The sequence below is a fragment of the Slackia isoflavoniconvertens genome (assembly GCF_003725955.1).
In the GTDB taxonomy this organism is placed as follows: domain Bacteria; phylum Actinomycetota; class Coriobacteriia; order Coriobacteriales; family Eggerthellaceae; genus Slackia; species Slackia isoflavoniconvertens.
Genome location: NZ_QIBZ01000004.1, coordinates 15436 through 32760, shown reverse-complemented (window position 1 = coordinate 32760; position 17325 = coordinate 15436). Strand labels below are relative to the sequence as shown.

General features: G+C 56.1%; 13 protein-coding genes and 6 tRNA genes. 2 read left to right on the top strand and 17 right to left on the bottom strand.

The window, feature by feature from the left end; all coding sequences use genetic code 11:
• Window positions 1-49: 49 nt before the first annotated feature.
• From DMP05_RS02825 to DMP05_RS02815, 3 genes are all read right to left on the bottom strand, one after another.
• Window positions 50-646: a cysteine hydrolase family protein gene (locus DMP05_RS02825; RefSeq protein WP_244595015.1), complete on the bottom strand. Its 597-nt coding sequence runs from the start codon at window positions 644-646 to the stop codon at window positions 50-52.
• 27 nt (window positions 647-673) lie between these two features.
• On the bottom strand, window positions 674-2542 hold the full coding sequence (locus tag DMP05_RS02820; RefSeq protein ID WP_123219065.1) for a lipopolysaccharide biosynthesis protein: 1869 nt from the start codon (window positions 2540-2542) through the stop codon (window positions 674-676).
• A 139-nt stretch (window positions 2543-2681) separates the two neighbouring features.
• On the bottom strand, window positions 2682-4094 hold the full coding sequence (locus DMP05_RS02815; RefSeq protein ID WP_123219064.1) for an L-cystine transporter: 1413 nt from the start codon (window positions 4092-4094) through the stop codon (window positions 2682-2684).
• A gap of 202 nt (window positions 4095-4296) precedes the next feature.
• Between DMP05_RS02815 and DMP05_RS02810 the strand changes: the two genes are divergently transcribed.
• A complete protein-coding gene (locus DMP05_RS02810) occupies window positions 4297-5682 on the top strand; it encodes an amidohydrolase family protein (protein ID WP_123219063.1) in 1386 nt (461 codons plus the stop codon).
• A 211-nt stretch (window positions 5683-5893) separates the two neighbouring features.
• Window positions 5894-6433 carry a phosphodiesterase gene (yfcE, locus tag DMP05_RS02805; RefSeq protein ID WP_123219062.1) on the top strand — a complete coding sequence of 180 codons (540 nt, stop codon included), beginning with the start codon at window positions 5894-5896 and terminating at the stop codon, window positions 6431-6433.
• A 514-nt stretch (window positions 6434-6947) separates the two neighbouring features.
• Here yfcE and DMP05_RS02800 read toward each other — a convergent pair.
• From DMP05_RS02800 to DMP05_RS02735, 14 genes are all read right to left on the bottom strand, one after another.
• Window positions 6948-8267 (bottom strand): NCS2 family permease, encoded by a 1320-nt coding sequence (locus DMP05_RS02800; protein WP_123219061.1) that lies wholly within the window; start codon window positions 8265-8267, stop codon window positions 6948-6950.
• Window positions 8268-8844: 577 nt separating this feature from the next.
• Window positions 8845-8920: transfer RNA gene (locus tag DMP05_RS02795), tRNA-Gly, on the bottom strand.
• A gap of 5 nt (window positions 8921-8925) precedes the next feature.
• Window positions 8926-8999 (bottom strand) — tRNA-Cys (locus tag DMP05_RS02790).
• A gap of 42 nt (window positions 9000-9041) precedes the next feature.
• A tRNA-Gly gene (locus tag DMP05_RS02785) sits at window positions 9042-9117 on the bottom strand.
• A 4-nt stretch (window positions 9118-9121) separates the two neighbouring features.
• Window positions 9122-9196, bottom strand: a tRNA-Val gene (locus DMP05_RS02780).
• Window positions 9197-9924: 728 nt separating this feature from the next.
• Window positions 9925-10013: transfer RNA gene (locus DMP05_RS02775), tRNA-Leu, on the bottom strand.
• Between the two features lie 343 nt (window positions 10014-10356).
• Window positions 10357-10445: transfer RNA gene (locus tag DMP05_RS02770), tRNA-Leu, on the bottom strand.
• 88 nt (window positions 10446-10533) lie between these two features.
• A complete protein-coding gene (gene secG, locus DMP05_RS02765) occupies window positions 10534-10788 on the bottom strand; it encodes a preprotein translocase subunit SecG (protein ID WP_123219060.1) in 255 nt (84 codons plus the stop codon).
• A 62-nt stretch (window positions 10789-10850) separates the two neighbouring features.
• Window positions 10851-11285 carry a type II 3-dehydroquinate dehydratase gene (gene aroQ, locus DMP05_RS02760; protein WP_123219059.1) on the bottom strand — a complete coding sequence of 145 codons (435 nt, stop codon included), beginning with the start codon at window positions 11283-11285 and terminating at the stop codon, window positions 10851-10853.
• A gap of 173 nt (window positions 11286-11458) precedes the next feature.
• A complete protein-coding gene (locus DMP05_RS02755) occupies window positions 11459-12736 on the bottom strand; it encodes a shikimate kinase (protein WP_123219058.1) in 1278 nt (425 codons plus the stop codon).
• Window positions 12737-12894: 158 nt separating this feature from the next.
• A complete protein-coding gene (locus DMP05_RS02750; RefSeq protein ID WP_183907118.1) occupies window positions 12895-14067 on the bottom strand; it encodes a bifunctional chorismate mutase/prephenate dehydratase in 1173 nt (390 codons plus the stop codon).
• Entirely contained in the window at window positions 14067-15155 is a 1089-nt protein-coding gene (aroC, locus tag DMP05_RS02745; protein WP_123219057.1) for a chorismate synthase, read from the bottom strand. The genes DMP05_RS02750 and aroC overlap by 1 nt, the downstream gene beginning before the upstream one ends.
• Before the next feature lie 220 nt (window positions 15156-15375).
• Window positions 15376-16437, bottom strand: a complete 1062-nt coding sequence (gene aroB, locus DMP05_RS02740) for a 3-dehydroquinate synthase (protein WP_123219056.1) — start codon at window positions 16435-16437, stop codon at window positions 15376-15378.
• The gene (locus DMP05_RS02735) at window positions 16434-17321 is read right to left on the bottom strand and encodes a prephenate dehydrogenase (RefSeq protein WP_123219055.1); all 888 of its coding nucleotides are present in this window, start codon (window positions 17319-17321) and stop codon (window positions 16434-16436) included. Before DMP05_RS02735 ends, aroB begins: the two co-directional genes overlap by 4 nt.
• Window positions 17322-17325 lie beyond the last annotated feature (4 nt).

Here is a 17325-nt window from a genome sequence, read left to right as displayed (position 1 = left end):
CGCCTGCGGACTATTATCCGAATCTGAAATCCGATTGACGAGTTGCTTTTTACTGGAGCTTTTCCAGAACAGACTCGGTTGTTGTCACACGCGAGTCGTAACAACGCGTAAAGTACTCAAGGCCGCCTTCCTGGGTTCCCACGAGGAACGTCGCGGTGGCGTCGGAGGGGACGATGGTCTTATACCCGCGAAAATACGCGCCGGCAAGCGTCTGCAGCACGCAGATATTCGTGTCGCAGCCAACGGCGATAAGCGTGTCGACGCCCAGCTCACGCAGCGTCAAATCAAGATCAGTCTGGTAGAAGCCATCGTAGCGGCGCTTCGAAATTACGAAATCGCTTTCCTGCACGTCAAAATCAGCCAAAGGCTGCGCCGCGTCGCTGCCAACAATGCCATGCTCACCCCAAAGCTCCAATTCCTTATCAAGGCCAGGAATATGGGCATCGCACGAGAACACGACCGGCAACCCTTTTGCGCGAGCAGCCTTCACGATTTTCACGCTGTTCGACGCCATGTCCTCAAGACCTGGAGTCGCTCCCCCTTCGCCACCCAAAACATCGATGACGAGCACAGCCGTTTTCAACATATCGAATTCATCGGTTTGCTGCCAGGGAGTGTTTTGCGCTACGGGAATATAAGCCATCATATGTTCCTTCCTGCGAGGCTTACGCATTTAACGCTGATGCTTGCCGCGCGTATCGCGACCGCGGCTCGATGCGTTCTTCGAGGGCCGCGTATGCACAACTCGATGGCGCGATGCGTGCCTGCCGGCGAGCGCCTGCGTGTCGTCTTCATATTCTCTCACTTCGGAAGCGCGTTGCTTCTCTTTCGCGGCCTGTTCCATAAGCTGGGCACGAATGCGCGCCTTTCGCTCGCGCTCGCGCGCCTCGGCATCGGAAGAAACTCTCGTCGAAGCGACGGTAGCTCCCGAAACGCGCACGCGCTGCGAAGCTTGCCCGTTATTGCCGTGCACACGAGTCGTTCGAGCTGGCCCATCGGTCGATTCCGCATGCGACCCATGCGAGCGAACCACGTTAGTTTTGCCCGTTTTAACCTGCTCGCGAGCGCTGTGCATGGCCTTCTTCGTTTTCTGGCGAATTCGCAGTGCGTCCGCCTGGGAGATATCAATGCGCCCCGACATAGCAGGGTTCACAGGCAACGTCGGCGTACGACCCGAAGCCTCGTCGTCTTCTTGCCACACCGCACCATGGCTGAATTGCACGCGAATCGTTATGTATTCCATGGCGAGCAGCGAGAACAGGATCGCCATAACGATGAGGTAGCCAATTACGGCACCCGGCAAGCCCGTGAAATTGATGAGCAAAATGGGCACGAAAACCGAGAAGCCGAACGTGATGAAATAAAGCTTCGTAACGTCGCCCTGACGGCGCAACACGGTTATGACCTGATACAAGAAATCGACCGCCGCAGTCACGCCGCCAGCAGCGACCATGACATAGGCCAATCCTCGATAGGGCTCAAAATCCAAACCGTAAATCCAGCTCATAAGAGGTATGCCGATCCAGCCCATAAGAACGGCCGTCACGCCCGTAAATGCGAGCACAACGCCCATCATGGCCAAGAATGCCAAATCGAAGCGTTTGCGTCGGCTCGGGTCAGCCCATTCCTTCGTAAGACGCACGAGCAGCGGCTTATACACAAGCTGAATCGCAAGCATAATGCCTTGCGCTGGGAAATACAGTGCGTTGAAGTACAGCTGGCTATCGTAAGGGAGCACGCCTTCCATAACGAACTTCGGCATGCTCTCGATGAGGTTGAACAGGAACACCGCCAAGAACAGCGGGAAGCACTGCTTGAAAATCACCACAACGCTCTCAAAGGTGCAGCGGGGCGATTTCGGCGTTTCGATAAGCCCCAAAGGGAAAGTGAGGAAAACGAACGTCAGCGCCGCAACCACTGCCATGACGATGCTCGCAACACCCACATTACGCGTAATGAGCAAAGCGAGCGAGAAAAATAGCACGACAAGCACGGAGCGCACGGCCTGCGAGATGCCCGCAAGATAGAACTTGTCTTGCTGTTGCAAACGACCTTCGTATACATCGGCGAGAGCATCGATCATGCGATAGAAATACACGCCGATTGAAATGGTGAGCATGTCTCCGCCATAACCGCGCACCATGCAGTACCCCACGCCAACGACCATCATAAGCGCGCAGGTAATGAAACGGTTCACCTCATAATCGGCAAACGAATGGCGCTCATCGATATCGGAAACCTGATAGGTGCGCACGCCGTAATTGCCGATCATCATGAGCAGCGTGGCGGTGATGAACGCGAGCGAAAACATGCCTGCAAGCTCGGCATTCGTGAGCTGGGTGATAACGACGGTGAGCACAGGGAAAACCATGCCCCATGTGGCAATGCCGAACATATTGCAAATGTAGTCGCGCGATGTGCGATGCGATGCATACATCTCGTCCTGATCGGAAAAGGAGCCCTCTTTCGCGGCACCGAGCAAGCGGTTCCACCATTGGCCAATAATCCTGGTGAGCGCGTTATTCACAAATACGTTCGACATGACGAAGTGTAAATCCCCTTTCAACGCCCCCATGGAGCGAAAAGCATAAACACATGGAATTATAAAGCCCCGCCCAGAAAACTCCGGACGGGGCGAAGCGGCGTCAACAAACGTTCACCTAACGAAATAAAGAATGAATTTACGCCTCGATATCTCCCGCTGCACTCACTTGAGCTTCGGGATCATTGAATACCTCGCGATTGAATCCGCCATTGACATGCGACGAAGTGATGCCCGCGACCATGGAATCGCTCACATTGAGCGCCGTGCGGCCCATGTCGATGAGCGGCTCGACGGAAGCGAGAATGCCCACAATCTCGATAGGCAGGCCAAGCGTGCCCAGCACGATGAGCGATGCGAACGTCGCGCCGCCGCCAACGCCGGCGATGCCGAATGAGCTCACAACGATGACCGCGACGAGCATAACCACGAATTCCGGCGAGAACACGTTGATGCCAACCGTCGGGGCGATGATCGTGGCAAGCATGGCGGGATAAATGCCCGCGCAGCCATTCTGGCCGATAGACATGCCGAAGCTTGCCGCGAAATTCGCCGTAGCGGAATCAACGCCGAGCGCATGGCGCTGCGTTTCGATATTCATGGGCAACGCACCGGCGCTCGTACGAGAAACGAATGCGAAGCTCAAAACGGGGAATGCCTTCTTCACGTACGTAATCGGGCTCACGCGATTTGCCCCCACGATAATAAGGTGCACGATGAACACCGTGATTAGGGCAACATAGGAAACGATCACGAACTTACCCAGGTCAAGTACGGCCGCGAAATCGCTCTTCGCCATGAAGTTCGCGATAAGGGCGAGCACGCCGTAAGGAGTGAGCGAAAGAACCATATTCACGATGCGCATGACGATGCCGTAAAGAGCGTCGATGAACTTCTTGAAGAACTCCGCCTGCTCGGAATCTTTATCGCGCAACTTCAAATACGCAACGCCCACGATTGCCGAGAAAATGACGACCGCGATGGTGGACGTAGAGCGGCTTCCGGTGAAATCGGCGAATACGTTCGTCGGGATGAAGCTGAGCAGCTCCTGCGGAATGGTGAGCGCGGCAACGGTTTCCTGCTTGTCCTGAAGCGTTGCAAGCTTGGTCGGGTCCACCGTGCCATCGGCAAAACTTGCGCCCGCCAGGCCGGAAAACGCGATAACCGCCCAGCCAACGATTGCCGCAATGGCGACCGTCGCGAGCAGCACGACGAGCGCGACCGCGCCAATCTTGCCAAGGTTATCGGTCACTTCAGCACGCGTAAAAGCGCCGACAATGGCCACGAACACTAAAGGCATAACGAGCATCTTCAGCAAGTTAATGTAGCCCTGGCCCACGATGCTCATCCAATCGAGCGCAGTCTTGGTCGCATCGGTACCAAGCCCGAACACAATCTGAATGCCCGCACCGAACACCACGCCCAAACCAAGCGCCGTGAACACGCGGAACGTGAAGCTCTTGCCCTTCTTCTTCAAAAATGCGAGGAAGGCAATGAGGCCGACGAGAATCGCAAGCACCACCACCGTCGACGCGACAGTTTCGAACGACATAGCGTCCCCCTTTGAAACATGGAGCCGAAGCCCCTTTGATTAGGATGGTTCTGCATTATTATTCTATTTACCTATTTATGCAATAGGTTTATAGGTATTTATTTGGAGAAGCGTAACGAAAAGGCAAAAACAATAGTTCAGCACCGCAACAATATGCCGCAGGGGATACAATCCGAGTAACGCGATTCAAGGAGGATAGCTTATGTCTTATGCATTCATCCACGCCACGGTGCTCGACGGCACGGAAAAAATGAAGCCCGCGCCCGACACAACGGTTCTCGTCGATGACGAAGGCAAAATCGTCGAAGTCGGCCCCACCGCAAAAGTAAAAATGCGCGGCGGCGAACAGATCATCGATCTGCAAGGCAAGTACCTCATGCCTGGACTCATCAACATGCACGTGCATCTGGTTGGCGACGGCACGCCCCGCAGTTCAAGCAACGCCGAAGGAGAGGTTCAAAAAGTCACGGGCAACCCCGTTGGCATGGCGATTTTGCGTCACATGCTGAAAGCCTCGCTGAAAAACCAGCTTGCAAGCGGCGTAACCACTGTGCGCAGCGTTGGCGACCCTGGGTATGCCGATATCCAAGTGCGCAATCAAATTAAATCGGGCAAGTTCCAAGGCCCACGCCTTATCGCATCGGGCTGCGGCATCACTGTTCCCGAGGGCCATGCGCGCTTGTTTGCGAAGAAGGCGACAACTCCCGAAGAGGGTCGCGCGCTCGTTCATGAGCACTTCAGCAATGGCGCCGATCAAATCAAGCTCTTCATCACGGGCGGCGTTTTTGATGCCGAGGTTGAAGGCGAGCCGGGAGTCTTGCGCATGCCTCTCAATATCGCGCAAGCGGTGTGCGACGAAGCGCATAAACTCGGGCTTCGCACCTCGGCCCATATCGAAAGCACCGAAGGCGTCGAGGTCGGCTTGAAAGCGGGCGTCGATACCATCGAGCATGGCGCACCTCTTACCGACGAGCTTTTGAAACTGTTCAAGAAAAATGGACTCGGCAACGCCTCGTCGCTTACCTGCACGCTCTCACCGGCACTCCCCTTCGCGGTGCTTTCGCCCGAGAAAACGCACTCTACCCATGTGCAGAAAGTCAACGGCCGCGTCGTCTACGAAGGCGTCGCCACCGCGACGCGCCAGGCGCTTGCCAACGGCATTCCCGTAGGCCTGGGCACCGATTCCGCCTGCCCGTTCGTCACTCACTACGACATGTGGCGCGAAGTGGTGTATTTCCAGCGCCATACCGGCGTGACGCCCGAATTCGCGCTGCATACCGCAACGCTCAAGAACGCGCAACTGCTTGGCGTGGCCAACGAAACCGGCTCCATCGAAACGGGCAAGAGCGCCGATTTAATCGTGCTCGACGCAAACCCGCTCGAGGACCTCTGCGCGCTGCGCAACGTTGAACAGGTCTACATGGCCGGCAAGCCGGTGAAATACAAGGTGAAGCACCTGCCCAAGATCGACGCTGAGCTCGATGGCATTATGAATGGCCTTGACAACGACCCGTTCGTGAGCGAATGGAATATCGCGGAGGAAAAGAAGTCGCTCAACCCCTTCGCGAAACGAGGCGCGAAGGAATAAAAGCCAATCGCAAACGCGGAAAGGCCGCTTGGCTTTTTCGCGAAACGCGACACAAGGGAATAGAGCGGAAACGCCACCCTTCGGCAGTACGCCCGAACGTCACCGAAAAACACGCGCGCCAGCCGCCTCTTCGGAATTACGAGCCCGAAGAGGCGGCTCAATACGCATAATGAAAGCGTAACTCGCCTCTCGACAACGAAAGGGAACATTCATGAGGTTCGCAATCGCTTCAGACATTCACGGCTCGGCGAAATGGTGCGAAAAGTTTTTGAAAGCGGCCGATGAGGAGCGAGCCGACGAGATTATTTTGCTCGGCGACATTTTGTATCACGGACCACGAAACGAAGAGCCCGAGGGCTACGACCCCAAAAGCGTTGCCGCCATGCTCAATGAGCGCGCAGGTTCCATTGTGGCCGCACGCGGCAATTGCGATGCGGAAGTCGACCAAATGATGCTCGAATTCCCCTGTATGGGCGATTACGCGCTCGTATTAGCCGACGGCATGCGCTTGTTCTGCACGCACGGCCATGTTTTCGGAAGCGGGCTGCACAACAGCGTCAACAATATGCCGAAATTGCCGAAGGGAAGCGCATTCCTGTTCGGACACACGCATATCAAAGTAAACGAGCGCGACGCGCATCACTCCGGCGTATGGCTCTTCAACCCGGGCAGCGTTGCCATTCCCAAAGATGGGTCCCACAGCTTCGGCATTTTCGACGGCAAAACCTTTACGCACCGCATTCTGCTCTAAACAATGCACAGCACAACACAATTACGGCCCGTTAGCCTCTCAAAGGATGGTGGGCCGCCCCTTTGGCATCATGACAGGCCAAAGCGCCGCGCACTCCGTACACAAAGTTGCAGCAAGCGGAAACCCACCACGAGCTTTCGCTGACGAAAAACCTGTTAAATGCTCGTAGCATTTAACAGGTTCGTTCTAAGGAATGAGCATTCGCACGCCGTCTCAAAATCCAACCCGCTAATGATCGCCGCATTGAACAATCTCACCCAATGAAGGCAAAGCGTTCTGGACTACTACAAAGCTGGTAAATGCTCAGGGCATTTAGCAGCTTTGTAGTATTGCACCCCCGCAGCACAAATCAATAACGTATTAAGGCTCAACGAATCAGAAAACACGACCGCAATTGCATTTGCGGTGTTAAACCCGCTAAACGCTCAGGACATGAACAGGTTAAACGCGGTATTCATCCCAGCAAAAAACGGCCCCCGTAGAGGGAGCCGTTTTCATCATGGACAAATCGAATTTACGCCAAAATGAACATGAGCAAGAACGCGAGCGAGGCAACCCACATGAGCGGCTTGACTTCCTTCACCCTGCCAGTCACGAGCATAATGACCACGTAGGAGATAAAGCCGAAACCAATGCCATTCGTGATGGAATACGTCATGGGAATGCCCATGATGCATGCAAACGCCGGGAACGCATGCTCAATGTTCTCCCAATCGATATGCGCCACATCGGAAAGCATGAGGTAGCCCACAACGACAAGCGCACCGCAGGTAGCCGAAGATGACACCATGCCAATCACGGGCGCAAAGAACGCGAACACAACGAACAGCAGGCCCACGACGATGTTGGACAGACCCGTACGAGCACCAGCTGCAGCGCCCGAAGCCGATTCGACGAACGTGGTGATAGAGCTCGCGCCGCAGAAACCACCTACCGCAGCGGCAGCGGAGTCGACCATGAGGATGGGCTGAATATCTTCAACGTTGCCATCTTTATCGGCGAACTCGCCACGCTGGCCAACGGCAACAACCGTGCCCATCGTGTCGAAGAAGTCACTCATAAGCAACGAGAACACGAAGAGCAGCAAGGCAGGCTGCAGGAACACCTGGACGATTGCCATGGTGTCGGTGCCCGGAATGGTTTGGAACGGGGCCGCTAAGGCCGAGAAGTCCAAACCGAAGTTCCACGACGTCGGCAGCGGCGTTACGCCCAGCGGAATGCCGACAATCGTCGCCGCAATGATGGAGATGAGCAATCCGCCTTTCACGTTGAGCACCTGCAGAATAACCGCGATCGCAATAGCGACAAGAGAAACGATAGCAACAGGCGAAGACAAATCGCCAAGCGTAAGAAGGGTCGATTCGCTCGAGACGATAACGCCGCCACCCTTCAGACCGATAAATGCGATGAAAAGACCAATGCCGATGCCAATAGCGTGACGCAGGCTAGCAGGAATAGCGTCCATAACCGCCTTACGAAGTCCGCACGCAACCAAGATGAAGATGACCACGCCTTCTAGCATAACAATGGCCATGGCAACGCGCCAGTCGACGTTCACGCCGCCCAGGCACAGGGTATAGGCGACGATGGCGTTAATGCCCATGCCAGACGCCAAAGCAACAGGACGGTTGGCGATAAGGCCCATAGCAATCGTCATGATGGCTGCGCCGATGCACGTTGCGGTAAGCGCCGCTTCAAACGGCATGCCCGCCGCAACAAGCATCTGCGGGTTAACGGCGATGATGTATGACATCGCAAGGAATGTCGTGAGGCCGCCGATGACCTCATTTCCGACCGAAGAATTGCGCTCGGAAATCTTGAAAAACGTATCCACTCTCAACCTTTCTGCTCGAGAAGCTTCGCCGCACCGTCTATGCGGCAAATGAGCATATTATCACGACACAGAAAAGAAAGCAGAGCAACCCGCAATACGACGCGTAGAAAGACTCGCGGCAAAGGTGAATGGATGCGAGGAGACTGGCTCGAACCCCGCTCGCTCTATGCTCAAAAGACGGGAAAAAAGATTGGGCCTCTTAAGCCCCATTCGCCCCAAAGTCAGCGAGCGGAAGCCGGGTGCCCCAGATTGCCCCGCCGCATGGCCAAGCGTACTTCGGTACGCGCCGAGCCATGCACAAGGGGCAAGATGGGGCGACAGGCTTCCGCGCAGCGTCAGGTCGCCCCAAACGAAAAAGCGCCGTTCGTCAGAACGGCGCAATAAAGACTGGAGCGGACAACGGGGCTCATGGACGCGCTTCGCGCGCCCCTACCCCTCAGGCTAAAGCCTTCGGGCGAATTCCTAAAAACCGCCCACTGGGCGGTTTTCTTGACGGAATTCCACCTCATCGGTTCGAGCCCCGATTCGTGCTCGAAAACGCAAACAGCCGGGGCATTTGCCTCGGCTGTAAGATTTCTGGAGCGGACAACGGGGCTCGAACCCGCGACCCCCACCTTGGCAAGGTGGTGCTCTACCAACTGAGCCATGTCCGCAAATATGGAGGCGAGAACCGGATTCGAACCGGTGGTGAGGGCTTTGCAGGCCCCTGCCTTACCACTTGGCCATCTCGCCATTATCAAAAGAAGCCCGCCCGAAAACGGGCTTCGAATGAGCTGGAGCGGACAACGGGGCTCGAACCCGCGACCCCCACCTTGGCAAGGTGGTGCTCTACCAACTGAGCCATGTCCGCGAAGTGGTGGGCGATACAAGATTTGAACTTGTGACCCCTACCGTGTCAAGGTAGTGCTCTCCCCCTGAGCTAACCGCCCACTTCGTTTGGTTGTTCGAATCGTTTCCGTTCCGCTCAACCGCGCGAGTTGATATATTACAGACTTCCCCAGGCGAATGCAAGAACTTTTTTCGAATTTTTTGCCTCTATGCCTACTATAACCGAATTAACGCAGGTCAGAGGCTAATGGTATTCCGAATATATCCAGCTACGATATTTCCTCTCTTCCCTAGCCTTTGATTATGGCCCATAGAAGATGGCAGAAATCGCCGCAATGGGGCCCGAGTGCACAGAATCGAGCTTGTTTTGTCAGAAAATACGACAATGGGGCCTCGACGCTCGAGTTGAAATGACGCATTGAGCCTGAAATCGTGACTCGAAGTGCGATCCGAGCCTCAATTCAGGGCTCAAAGAAGGCTCGACGAGCCGCAGAGAGGCCCCATTGCGCCGTTTTCTGCCATAACAGGCCTTCCATGCCACAACGGGCTTTCCGGAATGCTGCAACAAGTCAAAAGGGGGCCGTTTGTCTCGCAGGCCCATGGTCCATGGCCCATAGATCACGGGTCATGACCCTACGATCCAACAGCCCCATGGTCCCATTGGCTACCATAGTCCTACGGTCCTACAGCCCAAGTGCCCAAGTCTAATCTTCCCCACAAGCTTAGGCATAAGCCCAAGTCCGACCCTACACATCAACCTGGCTTTGTCTGGGACAAAAAACAGCCAGATATAAAAAAGCCACCCGCTTGGGTGGCTATCAAGTTTCGATGGTGTCGGAGGCGGGATTTGAACCCGCACGCCCGGTATGTGGGCACTAGCACCTCAAGCTAGCGTGTCTGCCGTTCCACCACTCCGACGTGGTTCCTTGTTTGGGTTTCCCCTCGCAAGCGACAAGAAAGTATTTTACAGAAACGTCTATTGAATGCAAGAACTATTTTTAGAAATTTTTCCCGCGCGAGCAATGCCATAAACGCGCACGTCTTTGGCCTTCAAGCCCGTGCTCGTAAAACAATCCATGGATTCAAATCAACCTTCGCGAAGGCTCATAAGGGCTCGTCTCCGACTCTCCTATAAGCCTCCTACAAACACGATTGGAGCCACTCGGCCAAACCGCCTCTTCCGGCTAAGGCCCCAACCCAAATGCCTGCGGAGCTTCCACATACAAAAAAGCCACCCGATTGGGTGGCTTTCAAGTTTCGATGGTGTCGGAGGCGGGATTTGAACCCGCACGCCCGGTATGTGGGCACTAGCACCTCAAGCTAGCGTGTCTGCCGTTCCACCACTCCGACGTGGTTCCTTGCACATTGCAAGCAGCGAATTGGTATTATACGGAACTCTCCGAATTGAGCAAGACCCAATTTGGAGAAATTTCGAAACCTAGCGAGAAATCGTGCCCTGAGGGTACAGAAGCATGAGCGCGAGCAGCGACAACATGAAAACAATCGCAAAAATAATCGTGATGCGGTCAAGATTCTTTTCGATGATGTTCGTACCGGTCTGAGTGGAATACAGGGAGCTGGCGATCATGTCGGAAACGCCGGTGCCCTTGCCGGAATGCAGCAGCACGAACACGATAAGGCCAACACCAGAAACAGCCCAGACGATAAGGACCAAAATAAGCAACGGATTCACGTTGACGTTCTCCTTTATAGGGGTCAGAAAATTGCAACCTGAATATTTTAGCCAGCAATACGTTATTTCGCAAGATGGTCGTGCAAAAACAGCATCGCCTGCCGATAACCTTCAATACCCTGCCCCATTATGGTCTTAAGCGCAGCCTGACGCACGAAGGAAACCTGGCGGAAATCCTCTCGCTTAGTCACGTCAGAAATATGAACCTCAACATACGGAATGCCGACGGCTTTCAATGCGTCGAGCAAAGCCACCGAAGTATGCGTATATGCCGCGGGGTTGATGACGATGGCATCGGTCTTTCCGAACGCCTCCTGAATGCGGTCAACCAGCGCACCCTCGTGGTTGCTCTGGAAAAGCTCGACCTCGTCGCCCAGCTCGGCCGCAGTATCGCGCACGAGCTGGCAGAGCGCCTTGTAATCTTGCTTTCCGTAGATATCGGGCTCGCGAACGCCAAGCATATTGATGTTCGGCCCATTCATAACAAGAAATTTCATGAGTTTGCCTCTGCTCACCGCTCCTGCACGGTACGGAACCATAGCGGAAAATAAGTGCCGGCTCGCACGAAAGCCACGTGAGGTTGCTTTCGGCTCGCGCGGAAGTTCCCTCCGTGGCTCCATGCCACAGGAGCTCCATCTCTAATAATGTCGATTTTCTCCGCCGAAATGAATTACTTCTGCAGCTTTTCGAGCGCGTGCCCCACGACGATCATCGGGTCGGCGTCGTTGGAAACCACGATATCGCCCCAGGCGTCATATTTCGGGCCACGGTCTCGCGCAAGACCAGGAATGCCCTTTGTGATGGACATGGGCCGTCCGTCGGACACGAGCAGTTCTAGCGGGCGCTTCAGCAGCAAGACGATGCCGTTCTGATGCAGCAAGTCGTAATTGCGCGCCTCGGTAACGACCCCGCCACCGCACGCGATAACCAAACCGCTGCGCTTGCATACTTCACCTGTAACCTGCGTCTCGATGGCGCGAAACGCCTCCTCGCCATCTTCCGCAAAAATGTCAGCAATAGATTTACCGGCCGCTTCGGGAATATGGTCGTCGATATCAACGAATTCGCGGCCGAGCTGCTTGGCAAGCAGCGAGCCAATAGTGCTCTTGCCGCCCGAAGGCATTCCGATGATCACGATATTGCCCTCTTCGAACGTGATTTTCTCGACAATCTCGTTCACGATTTCGTTACTGATTTGCTTGTGCTGCCATAGCTCGCTTGCTGCCTTCGCCTGAGCGACGAGCATGGGCAGGCCGCTTATATGAGGAACGCCGAGCTTTTCGGCCTGAAGCATGAGGCCCGTTCGAGCCGGGTTATACACCACATCGACAACGCCAAACAAGCCATCGGCACGACCCTCACGCAGCTCGCCCGTACGCGCGAACGGTTCGAGGTCAATGGGGGAATCGGGGCAGTTGGGAAACATGCCCACGGGCGTTGTGTTCACGATGAAACGCGCATCGTAGTGCTGTGCGATGTTTTCGTAGTTGTTCTCGCCCGTGCGCGAGATCATGACAATCTCCGACGCGCCGCGGTCGGTAAGCACGGCATGCACCGTTTTCGCTGCACCGCCCGTGCCAAGCACAACGACTTTGCGGTCGGTCACGCTCATGTGGCCGACATTAAGCAAATGAGAGAACCCATAATAGTCGGTGTTGTCGCCAAGCAACGTGCCATCTTCGCGACGGACGATGGTGTTCACGTTTCCGATTTTCTTAGCAGCATCGGTAAGCTTGTCGCACAAGTCCATCACGGTCTCTTTGTACGGCATCGTCACGTTCAGCCCTGCAAAATCGCCTTCGCGAATGAAAGCGGCAACGTCGTCGGGCTCAACTTCGTGCAAACGGTATTCATAGTCGCCCAGCATCGCATGAATGCGCGGCGAGTAGCTGTGGCCGAGCTTTCGACCAAGCAATCCGTATACGGGTTTCGTTTGAGAGACAGCCATTTGTACTCCTTTACAGAACGCGCCGCAACAAGGCGCGAATTTCACCATTGGTCGGCGGCGTTATGTTGCGCCACGTGCCCGCGCGGGAGCCGAAAGAATCCGCGCGGGCGTCAAAACACGTATCGACCCAGCGCCATAGAAAGAATATCGCCAACCATTTACGCCGACACCTCTGCATAGCTGCCAAGATAGGCGAGAGAATCGCAAAGCGGCTCGATTTGGGCAATTACTTCGTCGAACGCGGCATCGTTCGGCGTGCATTCGATATCGACATAGAACATAAACTCGAATTCGCTGCCGGGAATGGGACGGCTTTCGAGTTTCAGCATATTCACTCCAAGCGCCGCGATGCGGGAAAGCACGCGGAAAAGAGCGCCCGCCTCGTGCGGCGTGATAAGCAGAAGCGAGCTTCGCTCCGGCACGCCCACGAGCTGCGGCTTTTTCGCCACGCAAATGAAGCGCGTGAAATTATCGGCTTCGTCTTGGATGGCATGCTGAAGAACATTGAGCCCGTAAAGCTCGGCGCAGGCAGTCGAAGAAATCGCCGCGACATCGCGTCGCTCGCTGTTCGCCACAGAACTCGCCGCCATCGCCGTGTTGCGGCAGGCGGTCGAGGTTACCTCATTGGGCATTTGCGCGATGAAGTCGGTGCACTGGCGCAATGCCTGCTCGTGGGAAAATACCTCGACGATATCTGACTCCTCAACGCCAGGCTTCGCGAGCAAATCGTGGTTGATGCGCAGCGTAATGGCGCGCGCTATGTACAAACCGCGCTTGTAAAGCAGGTCATATACGCGATCGACCGTACCCGCCGTTGAATTCTCGAGCGGCAGAATGCCATATTCGACGCGCCCCTCTTCCACAGCGTCGGCCACGGCGTCGAACGTGGGCACGAAAACGATATCGGGGTCAACAAAAAGCTCGCGGCATGCAATGTGTTGATAGGCGCCCTCGACGCCCTGCACCGCCACATGCGCGGCAGCGGGAAGTTCGGCGACCTCGTCGATAGCGGCAGGCACCACGCCTTCCGAGCCATCATCAAGCAGTGAGTGCTGATAGGCGCGGCTCATTTCCATCATCATGCTGAACAGGGGCGGAATGAATTTCTTGAACTCATCGCTCGCAAGCTCGGTTGCCTTGTCGATTTTCGCCGCCTCGCGCGCTTTATCGAGCACAGGCTTGCCCGTCGCGCGCTTGTAAGCCGCCACATCGGCGGCGATATGCATGCGGCGTTCGAACAGCTCAATAATCTGCGCGTCAATCTCGTCGATACGCGCACGCGAAATCGAAAGATCAATGACGGGCGTCGTGTTCGTTTCCTGCGAGGTCATTAGTCCATCCTCGATTCCAAAAGCAAATCATACAAAGCAAGCGCGACCGCGGCCTCAACGACCGGCACCGCGCGCACAACGACACACGGATCGTGGCGGCCATGTACAGAAAGGCCCTCGTTCGTGCCCGCCTGCATATCAATGCTGTGCTGAGCACGCGAAATTGACGGCGTGGGCTTAAACGCGCAGCGCACAACCACAGGTTCGCCCGTCGTAATGCCACCATTCGCGCCGCCGGCATTGTTCGACTCGAACACGACGCGTCCATCTACAATGCGCATGCCATCGTTGTTCTCGCTGCCACGCATATCAGCCACATCAAAGCCGCGGCCAAATTCAACGCCCTTCACAGCAGGAATGCCGAACAGCATGCGGGCGACGGCATTCTCGACCCCGTCGAACATTGGCTCGCCCACGCCGACGGGCATCCCTGTGGCAGCGCATTCGACAACGCCGCCAACGCTATCGCCCGCCTCACGCGCTTCGGCGATGGCGGCAATCATGCGCTCGCCTTGTGCGTCGTTGAGAACAGGGAACGTCTTCGCATGCGCCACGTGAACGTCGGTGGACGAGAGACCATGAAGCGCGAACGCATCATCGGCAATGCCCGCAATGCGCGCGATGTGGGCACCGACTTCGACCCCTTCATCGCGCAGCAACTGAATCGCAATGCCGCCAGCGATGCACAAAGGAGCGGTAAGGCGACCAGAAAAATGGCCGCCGCCCGAAACGTCTTGCGCGCCGTGGAATTTCATATTCGCCACGTAGTCGGCATGGCCCGGTCGCGGCACGCGGCGCAGCTCGTCGTAATCGGAGCTTTTTGTATTCGTATTGCGAATAAGGGCCGCAAGCGGCGCGCCGCACGTGACGCCATTGACCAAGCCGCCCAAAAATTCAGGAAGATCGGCTTCTTTGCGGGGGGTCGACCACGGCATGCCACCTGGCGCTCGACGCGAAAGAAACGCCTGCAGCTCATCGAGATCAATCTTCTTTCCAGCAGGTATGCCCTCAACCACGCAGCCGATGCCGGCGGAGTGGCTTTGCCCGAAAATTGACACGCTGATATTTTTTCCAATGCGCGAAGCCATGCGCCCCGCCTTTCCATCGTTGGTGCCGTCTGGCACGTTGTTCCATTTCGCCCTGTACCGATCAGGCTTGTTAGGACCTGCGACCTGTTAAATGCTCGTAGCGTTTAGCAGGTTTAGCGAGAGAGGCTCTAGGCCAAACGCAGCGAACGCCGTCGACCTTGCTCTCGCATATCCCTCTTCAACCTGTTAAACGCTGCGAGCATTTAACAGGTTTGAATCGCTATACACATGCATCATGAACGAATGCGCGGAAATCGTCGAGCGTCAAGGTCTCGATGCGCGACGTTCCGATTTCGCTCGCCACGACAACGTTCATCGTGGAGCCATGGCGTTTCTTATCGGCAAGAGCCGCCTCGTATATTGCGCTCGCGGGCTCTTCAGTTTCAGCAAGAAGCCCCCACGCGCGCACGGTCGATTCGATTCGCATGGCATCGGCGGCGGAAAGCCACCCGCGCGCAACGCTCGCCTTCGCCACGAGCACCATGCCGCACGCGACGGCGAACCCGTGTGTCACCGTGAAGTTCGACAGCTTCTCGACCGCATGGCCCAATGTGTGCCCAAAGTTGAGCAGCTGGCGAGCGCCCGCTTCCTTTTCATCGGCAACCACCACGTCGCGTTTCAACTCAACGCAGCGCCCAATCACCTCGGGCAGGCGCATATCGCTCGCAGCACACGCTTCAAGCTGCGCAAACAATTCCTTATCGAAAACCACGCCGTATTTCAAAACCTCGCCGCAGCCGTCAATGAGGAAATGTTCGGGAAGCGTTGCAAGAAGCGACGTATCGATAAGCACGGCATCGGGCTGGAAGAACGCGCCCACGAGATTTTTGCCTTCGGGCAAGTCAACCGCCGTTTTGCCACCGACCGACGAATCGACGCAAGCCAGAAGCGAGGTGGGCACCTGAACGCACCGAATACCGCGCATGTAGGTGGCAGCCGCGAATCCCGCCAAATCGCCCACAACGCCGCCGCCTAAAGCGACGACGAGCGACGAGCGCGTAAGGCCCGCATGCGCAAAAGTCTGCTGGGCCTGAGCATAGGTCTGAATCGTTTTCGACTGCTCGCCCGCCTCGAACACGAAGCTCGATACAGTATAGCCCGCCGCCTCGAGGCTCGCTTTCGCGCGAGGGAGGTAGAGCGGGGCGACATTGCTGTCACTCACAATGCAGCAGGCGTCTCCCCCACTCACGTCTCGGCACACCTCGCCAAGTTGATCGAGCGTGAATTCATCGACGAAAACATCGTAGCTATGCGACGCGGCATCGACTTTGATCGCACTCATCGCACGCCGCCTTCGCGCGCGTCAGAATACCGGCCATCGGCCTTGCGTTTAGCAATCGACCCCTGCTCGAGCAAGGCGTGCAGTTCGGCTTCATCTCCGCGCGATAGCGCGTCGCGATAGCGCCCAAGCTCCGTTATGACAACGCCGATTTCCTCGGTGAGATTGTCGGCGTTATCCATGAACAGCTCGGTCCACATATCGGCATTGAGCTCGGCGACGCGAGTGAGATCCTTATAGCTGCCAGCGGAAAAACCGCGATGCTTTTGTGCGGTGGGGCTTTTGATGAACGCGGAGCTCACCACATGGGCGAGCTGCGAGGTGTACGCGATAATTTGATCATGCTTTGCCGCGGTGGTAATCGAGAACGACCCGAACGCCGCAGGCGACAAGGCTTCCTCAGCCCACAGAATAATATCGGGGTCATAAATCTCGGGCGGCACGAGCACCATAGGCTGGCCGGCATACAAATCGGCACGTGCATGACGATAGCCCGAGTATTGCAGACCCGCCATGGGGTGGCCGCCAATGAACGTAAAGCCACGACGCTCCGCGATAGAGAAGCACACCGGGCACACGCTGCGCTTCACGCTTCCGCAGTCGATAACGAGCGTTGAAGGCGAGATGAATTGCTCATGCGAGCGCACCCATTCGATAATCGCCTGAGGATACACCGCAAGAATCAGCAGCTCACACGTTGGAATTGTCGCTTCATCCAACGGACCTGCGACCGTCTCTTCCGCCATAGCGGCGTTCATGGCGCGTTCGTCGATATCGGCAGCAAAAACTTCAATACCAGCATCGGCATATGCTTTAGCGAACGAGCCGCCAATAAGGCCCAGGCCGACAACGCCAACTCGTTTGGGGGTTCGATCAGTTTCAAACATCGCG

Excerpts from the sequence above, each read along its gene's own strand:
- DMP05_RS02820 (WP_123219065.1), bottom strand. The coding sequence starts at position 2,542 with ATGTCGAACGTATTTGTGAATAACGCGCTCACCAGGATTATTGGCCAA.
- DMP05_RS02750 (WP_183907118.1), bottom strand. The coding sequence starts at position 14,067 with ATGACCTCGCAGGAAACGAACACGACGCCCGTCATTGATCTTTCGATT.
- aroC (WP_123219057.1), bottom strand. The coding sequence starts at position 15,155 with ATGGCTTCGCGCATTGGAAAAAATATCAGCGTGTCAATTTTCGGGCAA.
- yfcE (WP_123219062.1), top strand. The coding sequence starts at position 5,894 with ATGAGGTTCGCAATCGCTTCAGACATTCACGGCTCGGCGAAATGGTGC.
- DMP05_RS02735 (WP_123219055.1), bottom strand. The coding sequence starts at position 17,321 with ATGTTTGAAACTGATCGAACCCCCAAACGAGTTGGCGTTGTCGGCCTG.
- aroB (WP_123219056.1), bottom strand. The coding sequence starts at position 16,437 with ATGAGTGCGATCAAAGTCGATGCCGCGTCGCATAGCTACGATGTTTTC.
- DMP05_RS02755 (WP_123219058.1), bottom strand. The coding sequence starts at position 12,736 with ATGGCTGTCTCTCAAACGAAACCCGTATACGGATTGCTTGGTCGAAAG.
- aroQ (WP_123219059.1), bottom strand. The coding sequence starts at position 11,285 with ATGAAATTTCTTGTTATGAATGGGCCGAACATCAATATGCTTGGCGTT.
- DMP05_RS02810 (WP_123219063.1), top strand. The coding sequence starts at position 4,297 with ATGTCTTATGCATTCATCCACGCCACGGTGCTCGACGGCACGGAAAAA.
- DMP05_RS02825 (WP_244595015.1), bottom strand. The coding sequence starts at position 646 with ATGATGGCTTATATTCCCGTAGCGCAAAACACTCCCTGGCAGCAAACC.
- DMP05_RS02815 (WP_123219064.1), bottom strand. The coding sequence starts at position 4,094 with ATGTCGTTCGAAACTGTCGCGTCGACGGTGGTGGTGCTTGCGATTCTC.